Annotated in this window: 13 protein-coding genes; 4 read left to right on the forward strand and 9 right to left on the reverse strand. The window is 70.4% G+C overall.

Annotated elements, in window-relative coordinates; translation table 11 throughout:
* Positions 1 to 21: 21 nt before the first annotated feature.
* From MXD95_RS23810 to MXD95_RS23825, 4 genes are all read right to left on the reverse strand, one after another.
* Positions 22 to 1,326, reverse strand: a complete 1,305-nt coding sequence (locus tag MXD95_RS23810) for a glycosyltransferase family 4 protein (RefSeq protein ID WP_250642937.1) — start codon at positions 1,324 to 1,326, stop codon at positions 22 to 24.
* The gene (locus MXD95_RS23815; RefSeq protein WP_250642938.1) at positions 1,323 to 2,645 is read right to left on the reverse strand and encodes a hypothetical protein; all 1,323 of its coding nucleotides are present in this window, start codon (positions 2,643 to 2,645) and stop codon (positions 1,323 to 1,325) included. The genes MXD95_RS23810 and MXD95_RS23815 overlap by 4 nt, the downstream gene beginning before the upstream one ends.
* Before the next feature lie 167 nt (positions 2,646 to 2,812).
* A complete protein-coding gene (gene gmd, locus MXD95_RS23820; RefSeq protein WP_250642939.1) occupies positions 2,813 to 3,814 on the reverse strand; it encodes a GDP-mannose 4,6-dehydratase in 1,002 nt (333 codons plus the stop codon).
* Positions 3,815 to 3,878: 64 nt separating this feature from the next.
* Complete coding sequence (locus tag MXD95_RS23825; protein WP_250642940.1) at positions 3,879 to 6,200, reverse strand: acyltransferase family protein; 2,322 nt, start codon at positions 6,198 to 6,200, stop codon at positions 3,879 to 3,881.
* Positions 6,201 to 6,446: 246 nt separating this feature from the next.
* Between MXD95_RS23825 and MXD95_RS23830 the strand changes: the two genes are divergently transcribed.
* The 3 genes from MXD95_RS23830 (at position 6,447) to rpsA (ending at position 11,024) form a co-directional block, all read left to right on the forward strand.
* On the forward strand, positions 6,447 to 7,778 hold the full coding sequence (locus MXD95_RS23830; protein ID WP_250642941.1) for an ArnT family glycosyltransferase: 1,332 nt from the start codon (positions 6,447 to 6,449) through the stop codon (positions 7,776 to 7,778).
* Between the two features lie 59 nt (positions 7,779 to 7,837).
* The gene (locus MXD95_RS23835; RefSeq protein ID WP_250642942.1) at positions 7,838 to 9,247 is read left to right on the forward strand and encodes an acyltransferase family protein; all 1,410 of its coding nucleotides are present in this window, start codon (positions 7,838 to 7,840) and stop codon (positions 9,245 to 9,247) included.
* 292 nt (positions 9,248 to 9,539) lie between these two features.
* A complete protein-coding gene (gene rpsA / locus MXD95_RS23840) occupies positions 9,540 to 11,024 on the forward strand; it encodes a 30S ribosomal protein S1 (RefSeq protein WP_250642943.1) in 1,485 nt (494 codons plus the stop codon).
* 71 nt (positions 11,025 to 11,095) lie between these two features.
* On the opposite strand, the gene MXD95_RS23845 is transcribed toward rpsA, so the two are convergent.
* Positions 11,096 to 11,287: a Trm112 family protein gene (locus MXD95_RS23845; RefSeq protein WP_250642944.1), complete on the reverse strand. Its 192-nt coding sequence runs from the start codon at positions 11,285 to 11,287 to the stop codon at positions 11,096 to 11,098.
* Positions 11,288 to 11,407: 120 nt separating this feature from the next.
* Here MXD95_RS23845 and MXD95_RS23850 point away from each other — a divergent pair, with 120 nt between their 5' ends.
* The gene (locus tag MXD95_RS23850) at positions 11,408 to 11,947 is read left to right on the forward strand and encodes a glutathione peroxidase (RefSeq protein ID WP_250642945.1); all 540 of its coding nucleotides are present in this window, start codon (positions 11,408 to 11,410) and stop codon (positions 11,945 to 11,947) included.
* 43 nt (positions 11,948 to 11,990) lie between these two features.
* Here the strand turns inward: MXD95_RS23850 and MXD95_RS23855 are convergent, their stop codons facing one another.
* The 4 genes from MXD95_RS23855 to MXD95_RS23870 all read right to left on the reverse strand — a co-directional run bounded on the left by MXD95_RS23855 (position 11,991) and on the right by MXD95_RS23870 (position 17,857).
* Positions 11,991 to 13,016, reverse strand: a complete 1,026-nt coding sequence (locus MXD95_RS23855) for a glycoside hydrolase family 26 protein (RefSeq protein ID WP_250642946.1) — start codon at positions 13,014 to 13,016, stop codon at positions 11,991 to 11,993.
* The gene (locus MXD95_RS23860) at positions 13,013 to 13,963 is read right to left on the reverse strand and encodes a hypothetical protein (protein WP_250642947.1); all 951 of its coding nucleotides are present in this window, start codon (positions 13,961 to 13,963) and stop codon (positions 13,013 to 13,015) included. The genes MXD95_RS23855 and MXD95_RS23860 overlap by 4 nt, the downstream gene beginning before the upstream one ends.
* A 115-nt stretch (positions 13,964 to 14,078) precedes the next feature.
* Positions 14,079 to 16,034, reverse strand: coding sequence for an MATE family efflux transporter (locus MXD95_RS23865; RefSeq protein WP_250642948.1), 1,956 nt, complete (start codon positions 16,032 to 16,034; stop codon positions 14,079 to 14,081).
* Positions 16,035 to 16,195: 161 nt separating this feature from the next.
* Positions 16,196 to 17,857 carry an ABC transporter ATP-binding protein/permease gene (locus MXD95_RS23870; RefSeq protein ID WP_250642949.1) on the reverse strand — a complete coding sequence of 554 codons (1,662 nt, stop codon included), beginning with the start codon at positions 17,855 to 17,857 and terminating at the stop codon, positions 16,196 to 16,198.
* Positions 17,858 to 17,925 lie beyond the last annotated feature (68 nt).

Here is a 17,925-nt window from a genome sequence, read left to right on the forward strand (position 1 = left end):
TTACCGCGATGTGTGCCGGCATCACCGGCGTCGGTCGGCCAGGCTTGCGCCGCGGCGCTGGCGGGCTGCCTCGCGGACCAGCGCGGCGAACGTCGCTCGCGCCGTCTCAGCCCAGGTGAAGGTCGCGGCATGGGCGAGCGCCCCGGCGGCCAGCCGGCCGTGCAGCTCGCGGTCGGTCAGGACACCCGCGAGTGTTCGGCCAAGGTCGTCCGGCTCCACGAGCAGCCCGGTCTCGCCGTCGATGACGGCGTCGGTGTGCCCGGCGATGCGGGTGGCGACCGACGGGACGCCGCACGCTGCCGCCTCGGTGATCGTCATGCCCCAACCCTCCCGCGCGGAGGCCGAGGTCAGGATCCAGGCGCGCCGGTACAACGCGAGCAGCTCGTCGTCGTCGACCCGGCCGACCAGACGCAGCCACGCCTGCGCTCCGGCCGCGGCGATCTTCTTCTCCAGCTGCGGTCGTTCGTAGCCCTCACCGACGATCACCGCTTCCATCGTCGGATGGTCGGCCCGGGCCCGCAGCAGCGCGTCGATGAGGACGTCGAACCGCTTGACCGGCACCAGCCGGCCGACGGAGAGCACCAGCGGATGCGGGGATCGTTCGCCGGACGGGGTGTAGGCCGGGTCGATGCCCGGCGGCACGACGGTGATGTTGCGCGGGGGCAGGCCCAGCAGCTCGATGATCTCGTGTCGGGACGACTGGGACAGGGTGAGGATCCGCGTGCGCCGGTACATCGGCGGAGCGACCTTGAACTCCATCGTCTCGCCGACCTTCGCGAGTTTCGGCGAAAGCACCATGCGCCACATCTCGGCGTGGACGTGGTGCAGGAACACCACCCGCGGGCAGCGGGCCCAGACGGGGGAGAAGAACGGCATGCCGTTCCAGATCTCGACCAGCCCGTCCCATGGTCCGGTGCGCCCCAGCGCCCCGGACAGCGCTGTGCGGGGGAACACCGAATAGCGCCCCGCCTTGCGTACCACCGCGTACCCGTTGCGCCGGACGGACTCGGGATGCCCCGGGGCCAGCGCCGTGCGCAGGCTCACGTCGATGCCGGCCTGCGCCCACCGCTCGGCGACCTTGTCGGCGTGCAGTTCCGAACCGCCGGACTCGGGGTCGTCCAGGTCCCGCCAGGCCAGGATGTGCACTCGGCGCAGGCCCGAGGTCTCGACCAGCTCGGCGAGGCTGGGCCGGCGGGGCATCGCCGCCTGGACGCCCGATACGCCCAGCTGGGCGGCCCGCCGGCCGGCCTGCGGCAGGATCAGCTGTGCCTGAGTCGACGGGATCGTGACGCCGCCGGGGCTCCGCCCGTTGTCGGTCGCGGTCATGCTCGGACCGCCCGAGCGGTGCGGCGAGCGGCGGCCAGCACCGCGACGCCGGTGATGACGGCGAGCACCGCCTGGCAGGCGAGATCCGCGCGGGCGGTCGTGGTCGGGTCGCCGCCCGCCCACCACAGCAGCGGGACGGCGATCGCCGTCGCGAGCCCCAGGGCCAGTAGGACGCCACGCTCACCAAGGGCGAGCAGATAGTGGGTGAACAGCACGGTAGCTCCGAGACAGGTCATCGCCGCGGCCAGAGGAAACAGCGCGCCGGAGGCGTCAGTGAAGCGGGGGCCGAAGGCCAGCGCAAGAAGTGTGTCGGGTGCGACGGAGGCGGCGGTGAGCAGCCCGGCCGCCGGTACCAGCAGTATCGCGATCGTCGCACCTAGTTGATGCAAAGCATGCTCGCCGAGCTGCCGTCGATCGGCCGTCTCCGGCAGCAGGAACCCGGCCAGCACGACCGCGGCCAGCACCAGAACCTTGCTGGTCACGGACACCGCCGCATACGGCCCCGAGCGGCCCGGCGTCAGCCGGCCCTGCATCAGCACGTCGATGTTCTGCAGCACCGCGAGCAGCACCAGCGCCACCAGCGCCGCACCGACCTCGACGGCCAGCCGTCGCGACGGGAGAGCCGCGCCTGGGAGAGCCGCGCCGGGCTCCGCAAAGGGGGAGCCGACCACGCCGCGGCGGGCCAGGGTGCGGCGGGTGTGCAGGAGCGCCGCACACACCCCGCACAGGATGCCGAGGGCCGCCCCGGTCTCGGCCAGTCCCGCGAGGACCAGACCGATCGTGACCCCCGCCTTGACGACGGCGTCCACCAGCAGATTCGTGGCCAGGGGACCGTACAGCCGGGCGCACTGCAACAGACCACGGTCCACACACAGCAGGCACCAGGCCGACCCGGCGATAATGACTTCGGCGACGCCGCCGGGGCCGGGCAGCGACAACTCGTGCGCGACCGCCCCGCGTCCGGCGACGGCGAGGGTCGCGACGACGAGAACCGTCGCGACCCCGACCCGGCGGATCCGCCGCACCCAGCCATCCAGGAGCTGCTGCTGGCCGGCATGCTGCCAGGACGTCACCCGGCGCACCACGCCGACGAGCAACGCGCTGCCGGGCATCGATACGACGAAGAAGACCGCGATGAGCTGAGCGACCGCGCCGTAGGAACGCGTGCTCATCTCCCGGGCGATCACCAGGGTGACACCGAGGTTCGCGGCGTTCGCGAGCATCCCCGCCGCGGCCAGGGGAACGGCGCCCCGCAGTGCCCCGCCGAGCCGGGTGACCGCCGCGTCCGGCTGCTCCCGCTCGGACAGGGTCAGACTCACCACGACCCCGTCCGACGTCGCGCCGTTGCCTGATGTCGCGCCGCTGCCTGATGTCGCACCGCTGCCTGACGCACGCGGGCGTCGTGCCCGCTGGACGGCGGGGGACAACCCCGGCCGCGCCCGGTCCACCCCCGCCCGCGACCGATCCACCCGCCCGGGGGGAGCCGTCACCTGATCGTCAGCGCCTTGCCGGACGCCTCGGACTCGGTGGCGAGGTCGGCGTCGACCATCATCGCGATCAACTCCTCGAACCCCACCCGCGGCCGCCACCCCAACACCTCCCGCGCCTTCGACGCATCCCCCACCAGCACATCCACCTCCGCCGGCCGGAAAAACCGCGGATCCTGACGCACCAACCCCGACCAGTCCGCTATCCCCACCCGCCCGAACGCCGCATCCAACAATTCCCGAATACTGTGCGTCTCCCCCGTCGCCACCACATAGTCATCCGCCGACTCCTCCTGCAACATCAACCACATCGCCTCCACATAATCCCCCGCAAAACCCCAGTCCCGCCGCGACTCCAAATTCCCCAACGTCAACGAATCCTGCAAACCCAACGAAATCCGCGCCACCGCCCGCGAGATCTTCCGCGTCACGAACTCGATCCCCCGCCGCGGCGACTCATGATTGAACAGCAGCCCCGAACACGCAAACAACCCATACGACTCACGATAGTTCACCGTCAGATAATGCCCGAACGTCTTCGCCACCCCATACGGCGACCGCGGATGAAACGGCGTCGTCTCCCGCTGCGGCGTCTCCCGCACCTTCCCGAACATCTCCGACGACGACGCCTGATAAAACCGCACCCGCGACATGTCGTTCCCACCCGCGATCCGCAACGCCTCCAACAACCGCAACACCCCCATCCCCGTCGTCTCCCCCGTCAACTCCGCCTGCTTCCACGACAACCCCACAAACGAGATCGCCCCCAGGTTGTACACCTCATCCGGCTGCGAGATCTCCACCGCACCGATCAACGACGGAAGATCCGTCAGATCCCCCTCCAACAACACCACTCCCGGCACCACCCGCTCCACCACCGCCACCTTCGGGTTCGACTGCCCCCGAACCAACCCGAACACCTCATAACCCTTCGCGGTCAACAGCTCACCCAGATACAACCCGTCCTGACCGGTAATCCCGGTAATCAACGCACGCGGCACGTCGGTCCTCCTGTTGACCACCCTGGTAGTGGGCGGAAGGTTAGCGTCAGGTAAACGCGGCTGCTCAGCCGGGTCTTGCTCCAGCGGCCTGGGAAGCGGACGCCGGGGCTGATGCAGATGCAGATGCGGGGAGTGCGCGGGCGATCTGCAACAGCTGGGGAATGATCGCGTTCCCGATCCGCCGACCGCCACCGTCCGAGATGTGCACCCCGTCATCGTCGCGGAGGTGAACACCGTCGAGCTCGGCGACATACCGGTTACCCGGCGTGAGAACGGAGGCCAGATCAATGACGCTGGTGCCGGGATGGCGGGCGGCGGCCTGGCGGAGCAGCTCGTTGAACCGGAGCACCCGTTCGGGCCGGGTCTCCGGATAGATGCTGCCGTCCGACGCCTCGGTGGGTTTGAAGATCGGCGTGGTGAGGAGCGCCACCTTCGCCCCCTTGGCCCCGAGGGTGGTGATCGCGAGATCGAGTTCACGGCCCAGGTATGCGTCGAAGGCCGGTTCGCCGACGTGCGTCCACTGGCCGTTCTGCAACTGGTCGGTGACCTCCCAGCGGCCGACGAGGAGCATCGCGATCGCCGGGTTCGCCTGGTTGATCTCGTTCGCGAACCGCTGTGGCCACTGATCGCAGCCGTTGGTGGGCGGCCCGGCCTGGCCGAGGATCCGTCGCGTCATGCCCCGCGCGATCCCGCAGCCGAGCATCGAGTAGTCGTGCATCTGCAGGCCCTGGGCGGCAGCCATCACGGAGAAGCCGCTGTAGTCGAGGGTGAGTGCCACCGAGTCGCCGCCGAGCGCCACCTGGATCGGCGCCGAGGGACCCACCTGACGAGCGACGGCCGGCACCGGGGCGTTCTGGGCCCGGCGGGCGAGCGCCTCGAGCTGTGCGGGCGTGCGGACCGATCCTGGCGCCCCGACGGTGCAGACAAGAATCACGGCCAGGACGCCCGCGAACGCCGCCGGCACCGTCACCCGCGGTTTGGGCAGCCGGATGCGGCCGCGGCGGATCGGGTTCTCCACCAGGTGAAACGACGCCAGGGTGATGGCCAGCGTCGCCGCCAGGCGCAGCAGCAGCAGGACCGCGCCGTTCGCGCCGGTCCGGGTGGCGGTCAGCGTCAGGAACACCGGCCAGTGCCACAGGTAGAGGCCGTAGGAGATCCGCCCGATGAACGTCAGCGGGGCCAGCGACAGGAAGCGGGACAGCGGCGCCTTCGGTGCCTCCACCAGCGAGGCGACCAGCACCATCACGAGGATCGCGACGCCGAGGAACCCGCCGAGATACAACGGGCGGCTCTGGCCGCTCACGGTCATCCAGATGACCAGCAGCGCCACGGCGGCGCCACAGCCGGCCACGGACAGGACCGAGCGCGCGCGGTCGGAGACCGGGCGGGTGCGCTGCCCTCGCCATACCGCCAGCGCCGCCCCGACCAGCAGTGCCTGCGAGCGACTGTCCGTGCCGTAGTAGATCCGGGACGGGTCGGTGCCGGTCAGTAGCAGCCCCGCGCCGATCAGAGCCGAGGCCCCCGCGCCCAGCACCGCCACGGTCAGCGCCAGCGACTGTGCCTTCTGCCGCTGTCGTCGCCAGCGGTCCACCGTGCGTGCGCTGTGCCGCATCAGCAGGAACACGATCAGTGGCCACAGGACGTAGAACTGCTCCTCGACGGAGAGCGACCAGGTGTGCAGCAGCGGCGACGGCGCGGAGAAGTGATTGAAGTAGCTCTGGTCCGACAGCGCGAACCGCCAGTTGGCGACGTACAGCAACGTGGAGACGGCGTCGAGGCGCACCGTCGCGACGTCACCGGGAGCGGCGATCCACTGGGCGTAGGCCGCCACGCCGACCAGCAGCACCAGCAGCGCGGGCATCAGCCGGCGCGATCGACGGATCCAGAAACTGCGCAGATCGATGCGGCGGGTGTTCCGGTACTCAGTGATCAGTAGTCCGGTGATGAGGAACCCGGACAGCACGAAGAACGTGTCGACGCCGAGCAGCCCACCCGGCATCCAGGAGATTCCGGCGTGGTACGCGATCACGGCCATCACCGCGAACGCCCGCAATCCGTCCAGGGCCGGCAGGTGCCCGAGCGGAGCGAGCACCGGGCCGGTGGCGTCCAGATCGTCGACCGGGCGCTGTCGGGTGGTCGCGCCGCGGATGTCCGAGATGCCCCGGCCCGGCCGCAGGGACGGATGGCCGACCTGGGGAGGCCGCCGGTCGGCGGGAATCCGGCGCCGGTCGCCGGCCAGATGCGGCCGCGACGGCGCCCGCATCGTGATCGGCATGGTGGCCTGCCGCGGATCCGCGGCGGACTGCCCGGCCCGGCCACCCGATGAGAGGGGGACCGTATCGGCGTCGTTGGTGGTCAGCCTGTCCCTCCTCTCGGTCTGCGCCATACCGGGCCACACCGCGACCACGGGAGACCGCTCGACCAAAAAAGGCTAACCGCAGCGGGCTCGACGTGCGCACGCGCGGTGTGTGCGGCGCCCCTGGATGCGCTTTGGATGGGACTCCCTGCTGTGTCCGGTGCAGCTCGTTGGTACCTTGCGCCCGTGTCCGAGACGACGGCCGGGTACCCACGTACGGTGGGGTCGGAGCCCGTACTGCGGGGCGGTGGGTGGCCGGGGCTGAGCGGGCTCGGCATGCGCGGTCAGCGCGCGCGCCAGCGGGTGCGGGTGACCCGCTGGCATGCCTGGCTGGTCGCGATCTGCCTGCTGGGGCTCGGCGTCCGCCTGTTCTACCTGTTCCACTGGCTGTATCCCACGCCGGTGCAGGGTGATCCGTTCTACTACCACGAGGCGGCGAACCTGTTCGCTGACGGGCGGGGCTGGCCCGACCCGTACGAACTACGTCTTTCCGGGCACTACCTCGCCGACGCGCAGCATCCGCCGCTGACCAGCGTGCTCCTGGCGATTCCGTCGCTGCTCGGCTTCACCAGTTTCCTGGCCCATCAGCTTTTCTCCTGCCTGCTGGGCGTCGGCGCGGTCGGCCTGGTCGCGTTCACCGGACGTCGGGTCGCGGGCCCCGCCACGGGCCTGGTGGCGGCCGGCATCGCGGCGGTCTATCCGGGGATGTGGCTCAATGACCCGCTGGTGATGTCGGAGACGACCGGAATCCTGACCTGCTCCTGGCTCATCCTCGCCGCCTATCGCCTCCGCGAGCGCCGCTCGGTCGGGACCGCCGCCGTCCTGGGGCTTGCGCTGGCCGCCGTGATGCTCGCCCGGGCTGAACTCGCGCTGCTCGCGCTCGTCCTCGTCGTGCCGGTGGTTGGCCTGGCTCGAGGGGTCGCCTGGCGCCGGCGGGCGGGACTGCTCGCCGTCGCGGCACTGACCAGCGTGCTCGCCGTCGCGCCCTGGATCGGCTACAACCTCGCGCGGTTCGCGGAGCCCGAATACCTGTCGACCGGTCTTGGCACCACCCTGGCCGTCACCCACTGCCCGGCGACCTACCACGGCTCCCGCCTCGGCTGGTGGTCGTTCGACTGCGTGCTGGGCCTGCCCCCGGCGCCGCAGGAACGCTCCGAGCGGGACGCGTTCTATCGGCATGAGGCCCTGGCCTACATGCGAGCGCACACCGACCGGCTGCCCGTGGTCGCCGTGGCCCGGCTCGGTCGGACCTGGGGGGTGTACCACCCCTGGCAGCAGGCCCGCCTCGACGTGATCGAGCTGCGGCCGATCGGCCTGAGCCAGCTGGGAATGGTCATGCTGTGGGGGATCGAGGTGGCCGCGGCCGCCGGGGTGGTGGTCCTGGTGCGGCGGCGCCAGCCGCTGCTTCCCCTGCTCGCCGTGCCGATCGCGGTCAGCCTCGCCACCGTCGTGGTCTACGGCACCACCCGGTTCCGGGCCGCGGCCGAGCCCGCGCTGGTGCTGCTGGCCGCGGTCGCGCTCACCGCGGCTGCCGAGCGGCTCCTGACGCGGTTGCGCGCAACCGCGTCAGCCGGAACGCCCAACGCATTCGAACTGGCCGGTAACTGACAGATACCACTGGGTGGCATCGGGGGCTCGCGGGCGCGCCACGCTGATACCGTGCCCACGTGCCGGCCACTGTCCGCCGTCTGCTGTCCGGTTCGTCCGCGGCCGAGCCTTCGATTCCCGATCCCCGTCCAGGGGTCGTCCGGCGTGCGCCGACGGTCACCTTTCCGGGATTCGACGGGCTGCGCGCGATCGCGGCACTGACGGTCGTCGTGGTCCACACGTCGTTTCCGGCCGGTTTTACCACCTCCAGCAGCCTTGGGCCCTACATCGCCCGGGCCGAGGCCGGCGTCGAAGTGTTTTTTCTCATTTCCGGCTTTTTGCTCTACCGGCCGTTCGTCGCAGCTCGCCTGGCCGGCGCGCCGGCGCCGGCCAGCGGCGGCTACCTGGTGCGCCGCCTGATGCGGATCTTCCCGCTGTACTGGCTGGTGCTCGCGGTCACGCTCAACACCGTCAGCGATCAGCGGATCGGGGTGCACGGCCTCACCGGGGTGATCCAGACCGCCCTGCTCGTGCAGGGCTACCGCGCCGACTGGGCGATCCAGGGCCTTACCCAGGCATGGACGCTCGACATCGAGGTCGCGTTCTACCTCGCCGTGCCGGTCTACGCGTGGCTGCTGGGCCGACGGCGGCGCACACCGCGGGCGCAGGTCCGGGTGGAACTGGCGGCGCTCGCGGCGGGCTTTCTGGCCGCCAAGGTGGTGCACTTCGTTCTCATCCCGAGGCGGCACGGCTGGACCAGCGGGTCGAACGTGTGGCTGCCGGTCTGGTGGGACCTGTTCGCGATGGGCATGGCGCTGGCAGTGATCTCCGCGCAGTACACCCAGCTCGGGCGGCAGCCGCGGTGGGCCACGTGGCCCGGTTTCGGGCCCGCCTGCTGGGCGGTGGCCGCGGGATTCTACTGGCTGTCCACCTGGCACGCGGGCCTGCCGCTGTCGCCGATCTTCACTCCGAGCCGGGGGCAGGACATGGGCCGGCACCTGCTGTACGGCCTGTTCGCCCTGTTCCTGCTGCTGCCGGCGGCGTTCGGGCCGCCGGGGCGCGGGGTCATCGGCCGGCTGCTGGCCAGCCGGGTGCTGGTCTTTCTGGGTTCCATCTCGTACGGGATCTACCTGTGGCACACCGCGGTCATCGATCTCGTGCTCGACCATGGCAGCTGGAACATCTTCCAGATCCCGTTTCTGCCGTTCCTCGCCCTGGTGCTCACCGGGACGCTGGCGCTCGCCACCGGGACGCACTATCTCGTCGAGAAGCCGTGCATCCGCGCCTCGCGCCGGTGGGCCCGCTGGGTGGACAGCCGGCTGCGCCGCAGGGCGGCTCTGCCGGCGGCTCTGCCGGGGGTACCGCGCGTGGGGGCGCCCCACGACACCCCGACCGTGCCGCTGCGGACCGGTTCTGTGGGCTGGGTGCCGCACAGCTGGGCCGCGGCGGAGCAGGAACCCGACCAGTCCGGCGGCGCCGGGCACAGGTGACCCGCGATCCCGGGTGTCCATAGTTACATATGGCCGTCTTGTGTCTGCGAAGCGTCACCCCGGTTGCGGGTCGCGAGCGTCTTGGCGCCGACTCCCGTTGACCTCCGTGGACCCACGTCCCTAGACTTGGGTCTGTGCACGAGGGTCCGTGGGTCTCAGACCGAGCGGATCCACTCGAGCGTCGTTATCGGTCCTGACAGTTTCTTCGTTTCTCGCGTTGTATCTGTCCCTCGGTCCCGGCGGTTCGATCCGGCCCTCGCGCGGACGACCACCCCAAGCCGGAGCCGACCCCTTGACGAGCACCACCGACGTACGACCCGTGGAGACCGTGACCACCCCGCACAGCCCGACCACGCCACAGGTAGCGGTCAACGACATCGGCACGGCCGAAGACTTCCTCGCGGCCGTCGACAAGACGATCAAGTTCTTCAACGATGGCGACATCGTCGACGGCGTGATCGTCAAGGTCGACCGGGATGAGGTGCTGCTCGACATCGGTTACAAGACCGAGGGCGTCATCCCGTCGCGAGAGCTGTCGATCAAGCACGATGTCGACCCGCACGAGGTCGTGAGTGTCGGCGACCACGTCGAGGCCCTGGTCCTCCAGAAGGAGGACAAAGAGGGCCGTCTGATCCTGTCCAAGAAGCGCGCCCAGTACGAGCGCGCCTGGGGCACGATCGAGAAGCTCAAGGACGAGGACGGGGTCGTCACCGGCACCGTCATCGAGGTCGTCAAGGGTGGTCTCATCCTCGACATCGGCCTGCGCGGCTTCCTGCCGGCTTCTCTCGTGGAGATGCGCCGCGTCCGCGACCTGCAGCCCTACGTGGGCCGCGAGCTCGAAGCCAAGATCATCGAGCTGGACAAGAACCGCAACAACGTCGTGCTCTCGCGGCGTGCCTGGCTGGAGCAGACCCAGAGCGAGGTCCGTTCCGAGTTCCTCGCCCAGCTGGCCAAGGGCCAGATCCGCAAGGGCGTCGTCAGCTCCATCGTCAACTTCGGTGCCTTCGTGGACCTGGGTGGCGTCGATGGTCTGGTGCACGTCTCGGAGCTGTCCTGGAAGCACATCGACCACCCCTCCGAGGTGGTCGAGGTCGGCCAGGAGGTCACCGTCGAGGTTCTCGACGTCGACCTCGACCGGGAGCGGGTCTCCCTGTCGCTGAAGGCGACGCAGGAGGACCCGTGGCGCCAGTTCGCCCGGACGCACGCCATCGGCCAGGTCGTCCCGGGCCGGGTCACCAAGCTGGTGCCGTTCGGTGCGTTCGTCCGAGTGGACGAGGGCATCGAGGGCTTGGTGCACATCTCCGAGCTTGCCGAGCGGCACGTGGAGATCCCCGAGCAGGTCGTCAACGTCGGTGACGAGATCCTCGTCAAGGTGATCGACATCGACCTCGACCGGCGGCGGATCAGCCTCTCGCTCAAGCAGGCGAACGAGGTGTCGGGTCTCGCCGTCGACGGCGATGCGTTCGACCCGAGCCAGTACGGCATGGAAGCCAAGTACGACGAGCAGGGCAACTACGTCTACCCGGAGGGCTTCGACCCGGAGACCGGCGAGTGGCTGCCGGGCTTCGAGGAGCAGCAGACGGAATGGGAGCGGCAGTACGCCGAGGCCCAGACCCGCTTCGAGGCGCACCAGGCCCAGATCCGGGCCGCGCAGGAGGCCGACGCCGCCGCGGCGGCACCGTCCTCCTACACCTCCTCCCCGTCGTCCGACGAGGCCCCCTCGGCCATCGACGAGGAGGCGCTGCGCCGGCTGCGGGAGCAGTTCGGCCGGGAGTGATCGGCCGGGAGTAAGTAGTGCGTGAGAAGGGCCCGAGGAGTACTCCTCGGGCCCTTCTCACGTTTCGGCCCTCAGCGCACGGCGCGGCCGGCGCGGGCCTCGGCGGCGTCGACGTGGTCGGGGCGCAGCAGGATCGGCACGCCCGCGCGCACCTCGTAACGGTGCCCAAGCCGTGGGTTGACCAGGGTGCCGTCGACCAGCTCCAGCGGCCCCTTGTCCACCGGGCAGGCGAGAATCTTCAACAGCTCGGGATCGATGCTCATCTCTCGAGCATCGCAGACCGGCCCGCGGCCCCGGATTACGTTACCGTGATGGTGACATAATCAGGCCGATGGAGTAGCGTCGAAGGTCCCTGATCGCACCGATCGAGAGCCAGGTTGATCGTGACTGTTCATGACTTCACCGTCGAAGCCGCCGACGGTAGCGCCCGCCCGCTTCGCGACTTCGCCGGTCAGACCCTGCTGATCGTCAACGTCGCCAGCAAGTGCGGCCTGACCCCGCAGTACGAGGGACTCGAGGCGCTCTACCGGGATCTGCGCGGGCGTGGGCTGGAGATCCTCGGCTTCCCCTGCAACCAGTTCGGTGGGCAGGAGCCGGGAACCAACGAGGAGATCCAGAGCTTCTGCTCGACGAACTACGACGTCACCTTCCCGGTGCTCGGCAAGATCGATGTGAACGGGCCGGAGGCCGCCCCGCTCTACCAGTACCTGCGCGCCGAGGCGCCGGGTGACTTCGGGCCCGAGACCGGTGGTTTTCTCTACGACTACATCAAGGACAGCCGCCCGGACACCATCGGCACCGACGAGGTCAAGTGGAACTTCACCAAGTTCCTCGTCGACGGGCAGGGCAACGTCGTGCGCCGCTACGAGCCGACGGCGACCCCGGAGGAGATCCGCAAGGACCTCGACGGCACGTTCGTCTGAGCACGGGCGCCGCGGCCAGGCCGCCCCGGCCTCGCCGCGGCGCTCAGCTGGTGGTGGTGCTGGTACCGCCGAACAGTCGCAGGTAGCGCTTGGACGCCTTCGGGTTCAGGTCGGGGTTGGACAGGGAGGACAGGACGTTGCCGGCCTCCGACGTTCGGTAGTACGCCTCGTAGGCGAGGTCCTGCGCGTTCGCGGCGAACGTCTGGTACATCTTGCTGACGTAGAACGGGTTGTCCCCGCCGCCGCCGGTGGAGCGCACCACGCCCCACTCCGGCACGGCGAACTTCTTGCCGTGGTCCTTGGCGAACTGGATCACGGTGCACAGCCCGGACTGCATGTGGCACTGCTTGTTCCAGGTCGCCTCGGTCAGCGACGCGGGGTAATGATCGTAGGAGTCGATGCTGACGACGTCGACGTACTTGTCGCCGGGGTAGGCGTCCCACACGCTCTGCTTGCCGCCGGGCAGAGTGTCGTTGTGGGCGTTCATGTTCCAGTCGATCTTCACGGTCGGGTCGGTGGAACGGATCGCCGTCACCGTCCGGCGGAAGCAGGTCTTCCAGGCCTCGACGTCACGCACGTGCCAGTACATGTAGCCGCCGTTGAACTCCCAGCCGAGGCGCACGTAGGCGTCGGCCCGGCCGTACTTCGTCAGGGTGGTGCCGAACTGGCTCCAGTACCTGTCGTAGTCGCCGGCCGCGCACGCGGCCTCGTTGCCGCCCTCGGGGTACAGCGGCTGGGCGATCGAGAGCTCGCCCGGGAACTTGTCCTTCGTGAACGCGGACGTCGGCCAGTCGTCCGAGACCAGACCACTCCAGGTGCGGCGGTCGGTGAACACGATCGCGAGGCCCACCTTGCGTCCGGTGAACGTCCCCCAGGCGTTGACCTCGCTCGGGTAGTTCCCATTCGAGCCGGACACCCAGTGCACGCCAGCGGGCCGCGGCGGCGTGGGTCCCGGCGAGGACGAGTGTGAGCACGCGCTGAGCCCAGCGGCGACCAGCGCCACCGCCAGAATCATCGCCCGGCGGACAGCCCGCACCCGTGCTCGCGGGACACCGCAGGCTGAGGTCATGCGACGGATGGCTTCCGCGCCGCTGTCTCGGCGGCGGCGGGACGCGGATCCACGGCGGCGGCCTGCGACCAGGCTGACACGGCCGCGGCCTCCGCCTCCCAGTCGTGGCCTGCGACCATCGCCCCGCCGAGCTCCAGGTGGCAGGCCAGGGACGGTTCCGGCACCAGCATGGTCCGCCAGCGCCGTTGCGGCCGGGTCAGCGCGACCGCGTTGACCGTGGCCCGCACACCGGTGAGCGCGGCACCGCGGACGAAGCGCGTCAGGATCGACGACGGCTCGACCGCGGGCGGCTCGCCGCCGAGCTGCGAGAGCTGGAACGGCTGGTAGCCCTGCAGGGTCAGGCAGGTCGCCCGGTCAAACGCGCCGCCGACGAAGGGAATCGTGCGCAGCAGCCGCTCGTCCTGCGCCAGGGTGCCGACCCGCACGCCGAACGTGCTGGTGGTGGTGGCGGCGCGGGCCCACGGCACCCCGTCGAAGCGGGGCAGGCCGATCTCGCTGCCGTCACTGTGCTCGACCTCGGGCCGCCGCCGGGTGGAGGAGGCGACGAACCGCAGCGTGCTGTAGAGAGTGAAGTACTCGACGTCCGGGCGGGCCTGGGCGGCCGAGACGAGCGCCGAGAGCGAGTTCTCGGTGTACAGATAGTCGTCCTCGGCGAGCCAGACAAGGTCGTCCGCGGCCCAGCGGCGTAGGCGTGGCATCCGCAGGACGTGACGGTACGAGGAACGATTGCTGCCGCAGGTGACCGGGACGACCTCGCCGGCATCGGCCATCATCGACAGCCGGTCGGTCGGCATCGGCCCGTCGTTGACGAAGTGGATCGTGGTCGGGATGCTCACCCGCTCGACGGCCCGCAGGAGGGACGCGAGCGCGAGCTGCTTGCTGTAGAAGGCCGGCCGGTTCTTGGAGTTCTCCGTGCCGACGGATCGGTACAGGACACGCAGATTCATCGCAACCCCCCGCCCGGAACAGTGCAGGCATCATTGACCCGGGCATCGTTGACAGGAACGGTCTCGATGCCGGTCGAGATCCTACCTAGTCGCAGGATGGCATTGGTCCACCTGGTCACGAGGATGTGTCCGGCTGGGGGGTGGCATCGGTCGTCTCCGACGCGGCTTCGCGGGCGGCGCCCGCGACGAGCATGAACCAGAAGGGCACAGTGATCCAGAAGGCGGCGATGTAGCCGACGACGGCGCCGGTGGACCCGCCGATGTGCAGCCCGATGACGGGGTAGACCAGAAGCTGTGGGGCGAGGATCGCGTTCGCGCGGAAGGTGAGTTTTGCCCTTCCGAGCGCGTAGAGCATGCAGGCCGGCCCGACGGTGGCGGCCGGCCCCGCCTGCTGGATGATCGACAGCGCCAGCAGGTGGTGGGTCTCGCCCCAGGTGCCGCCGAGCAGCGCGTGGCCGACACTGGCCGGCAGGAGCAGGAAGATCGTCCCCCAGGCCACGCCGACGGCGACGATGACCCCGGACAACGCGTAGGCCGCGCGCAGCCGGGCCCGCGCCGACATGTCCTTGCGCCGGGAGAACTCCGGGATCGCCCAGCTGACGATGCCGACGGCGAGGATCGTGGTCGGCCCGAGCAGGGTCTGCACCCCGCGCAGCGCGCCGACCAGGTCGATAGCGCCCAACGTGCCGATCAGCAGGGTCGAGGCCTGCTGCGCGCCCTGCACGGTCAGGTATTCGGCGCACATATAGCCGTTGATGTCGCGGTGCTCGACCAGCCAGGCCCGCACCTGGTTCGTGGCCGGGGTGAAGCCGGCCTGACGCAGGCCGAGCACGGCCGCGACCGCGGCGGCGCCGCCCCAGGCCGCCAGCATCGCCCACGACGTCGAGACGTTTCGGACGACGAGTGCGAAGATCGCGCCGAACTGGACGATCGCCCAGACGCCGTCATTGAGGGCCGCGGCCGCCGGGCGGCCCTCGGCGAAGAACACCTGCCGCCAGGCGTCCTGTACGAGCAGGGCCGGGAAGACCAGGCCCATGGCGACCAGCGACGAACCGACCGCTCCACCGATCGCCAGCCCGAAGACCAGCGTGACGGCCCCCGATGCCAGCCCGATGACGAACGAGGTACCGGTCCCCGCGGCCCCGGCGGCCCGGAACACCGACGGTGAGACGTCCGCGAACCGCATACCCAAAGGCGAGGTGCCCGCGGCCTTGGAGAAACCGATCATCAGCGAGAAGATGGCGAACGCCACACCGAACGCACCGAACTCGGATGGGCTCACGCTGCGGGCGATCACGAACGACATGACGGCGTTCGTGCCGCTGGAGAGCACCTGGTCGACGAGGGTCCAGATCGCCCGGGACCGGGAGGTCCCCCGGGACACGCTCTCCGCCCGGTGCCGTCCCTCGGTCCCGATCTCCTGGGAGAGATCATCGAGCCCGTAGTCGACCGACTCGGCTCGCGGGCGGACGGTCGGGCTGGCGGCGGGCTCGGGCCGGGTGCGGCCGCCGAGGAAGAACTCCCCGGTCAACATGCCGGACATGGGGATCAGGCCCTCGGCCGACGGCTCGTGCCGCATCCGGAAGCTCTCGGCCCGCGGCACCCGGCGCCCGTGCAGTCCGCCCAGGATCTGCGTCTTCTCCGGGTCGTAGCTCTCCACCCGGCGCCTGTTCTCGTGCCCCTTCCCGTGGCCGTAGCCGAACTGACGGCCGTGGCCATAGCCGTGCCCAGGCTGATGAGGTTTCTCGGCGGGGATCGCCGGCGTGGCGGGTGCCGTGGGGCTGGCCGCATCGTGGCCGCGACGACGTTCCCGTTCCGCTCGGCGTGCCTCGACGACCTCGGGCATGCCCAGTCGGCGCCGCAGGTCGGCGAGCTCGGCCGTCGTCGCGGTGGCGGAGTTCGGATCAGGGTGACGCGCGGAGGTGATCGCGTCCCGCCCGGAACTCGTCTCGGGCGCGGGAGAACCCTCGGCTGGCGGGGTCCTGGCGGCTGGCGGAGTGGTCTCGGTCATCTGGGAGGGCGGGTCGGGACGGGTGTCATCGGCGGGGAATCCGTGGCCGGACTCATCCATTCACCGACGACCATCCCTTCCGTGCCTGATCTGTGCCCGACCATGCCCGATCTGTGCCCGACCATGCCCGATCGATATCTGACGCACCAACCGCCTCCATGATGGTAGCCCGATGCGCGTCAAACGTCGGGGTGGGCCCGTCTCGCCGACGGGACGCGGCGTCAGGGGTGCTGGCGGCGCAGAGTGATCGCGGCCAGGCCCAGCGCCGCGAGGGTGCAGCCGATCACGATGGCGAAGTCCCGGGCGAGCCGGCCATCCAGGATGGGGGACTCGCTGAGCTGGGCCATCGCGTCCACGACGTAGGTCATCGGCATCAGCGTGCTGAGGGTGTCCAGCACGGGCAGCATGGTGCGCCGGGGGACCAGGACGCCGCACAGCATGAACTGCGGGATCAGCGCCGCGGGAATGAACTGGACCGCCTCGAACTCGGTCCGGGCGAACGCGCTCATCCACAGCCCGAGAGAGGTGCCGAGGAACGAGCTCAGGATGGCCGCCAGGAACAGCATGGCTGCGGATCCCCGCACCGTGAGCCCCAGGGGGCCCACGGTCAGTGCGGTGGCGAGTGCCGCCTGGACCGCGGCCGGCACGGCGAAGGCCAGCCCGTAGCCGACCAGCAGGTCACCCCGGCCGACCGGGGTGGTCAGCAGCCGGTCAAGTGTGCCGGAGGTACGTTCGCGCAGCATCGCCACCGAGGTCACGAAGAACATCGTCATCAGGGGGAAGATCCCCAGCAGGGCTGGACCGATGCGGCCGAAGGTCGTCGGCGAGTGGTGGAACAGCAGTCGCAGTGTGAGCAGCAGCGTCGGCGGCAGCAGCAGGACGAGTGCGAGCGTGCGGCGGTCGCGGCCGAGTTGGCGCAGGACCCGTCCGGCGGTCGCGCCGGTGCGGCGGACGTCGACTGGTCGGGGCCGCGGACACGGTGCCGTCGCGGACGGATGCGCGCGGTGTACGGCGTTCCCGGAGGATCCAGTGGGTTCGGGTTCTGTGGGTTCGGGGAGCCGCGCGGGATTTGCGGAGCCTCCCGTGGAGCGCCGCACCAGGCGGACGAAGCCCTCGTCGAGGTCGTGGCAGTCGGTGGCGGCGAGCAGGTCCGACGGGGTGCCCTGGGCGAGCAGCCGGCCGTCGTAGAGCAGCAACAGGCGGTCGCAGCGGGCGGCCTCGTCCATCACATGCGAACTGACCAGGATGGTCATCCCGCCACGGGCCAGGCGGCGCAGGTCGGCCCACAGCTGGCGGCGCAGGAGGGGATCGGCCCCGACGGTCGGCTCGTCGAGCACGAGGACGTCCGTCCCGCCGATCATCGCCGCGGCCAGCGACACCCGGGAGCGCTGGCCGCCGGAGAGGCGCTCGACCAGCTGGTCGGCCTGGTCGGTGAGGCCGACCTGCGCGAGCAGCGGGTCGAGATGGTCGGGCGCCCAGCCCGAGCTGTCGGGCGCCTCGGGCCTCCCGGGCCGCACGGTCGCGGCGAAGTAGCGCAGGTTCTCCCGGACGGTCAGGTCGCCGTACACCGAGGCGGCCTGGGTGGCGTATCCGACGCGACGGCGCAGGCAGGCGTCGCCGGCGGCGTGCCCGAGCACGCGCAGGTCGCCGTCGACCCCGCTCTGTACGCCCACGATGGCGCGCAGCAGCGTGGTCTTGCCGGATCCGCTCGGTCCGATCAGACCGACCACGCAGCCGGTGGGAACGGTGAACGAGACGCCGTGGATGACCTCGTGGCCACCGTGGTCCCGCCGTCGGGCGCCACGGCGGATCCGCACGTCGATGGCCAGGAGTGCGGGGACGGCCTGCAGCGCGGTGACGCCCAGCTCGATGTCGGTACGCATCGCAGGCATCCTCCGTCGCCGTCGCCGGGCGCGCACGGGAGGTGCCGGAACTGTCGGGGGATGCCCGT

This window comes from Frankia sp. AiPa1, from assembly GCF_023243075.1.
GTDB lineage: Bacteria > Actinomycetota > Actinomycetes > Frankiales > Frankiaceae > Frankia.

Bases quoted from the DNA above. Each gene is read 5' to 3' on its own strand.
- MXD95_RS23830 (WP_250642941.1), top strand. From the start codon at position 6,447: ATGCGCGGTCAGCGCGCGCGCCAGCGGGTGCGGGTGACCCGCTGGCAT.
- MXD95_RS23870 (WP_250642949.1), bottom strand. From the start codon at position 17,857: ATGCGTACCGACATCGAGCTGGGCGTCACCGCGCTGCAGGCCGTCCCC.
- MXD95_RS23865 (WP_250642948.1), bottom strand. From the start codon at position 16,034: ATGGATGAGTCCGGCCACGGATTCCCCGCCGATGACACCCGTCCCGAC.
- MXD95_RS23810 (WP_250642937.1), bottom strand. From the start codon at position 1,326: ATGACCGCGACCGACAACGGGCGGAGCCCCGGCGGCGTCACGATCCCG.
- MXD95_RS23855 (WP_250642946.1), bottom strand. From the start codon at position 13,016: ATGACCTCAGCCTGCGGTGTCCCGCGAGCACGGGTGCGGGCTGTCCGC.
- MXD95_RS23825 (WP_250642940.1), bottom strand. From the start codon at position 6,200: ATGGCGCAGACCGAGAGGAGGGACAGGCTGACCACCAACGACGCCGAT.
- MXD95_RS23845 (WP_250642944.1), bottom strand. From the start codon at position 11,287: ATGAGCATCGATCCCGAGCTGTTGAAGATTCTCGCCTGCCCGGTGGAC.
- MXD95_RS23860 (WP_250642947.1), bottom strand. From the start codon at position 13,963: ATGAATCTGCGTGTCCTGTACCGATCCGTCGGCACGGAGAACTCCAAG.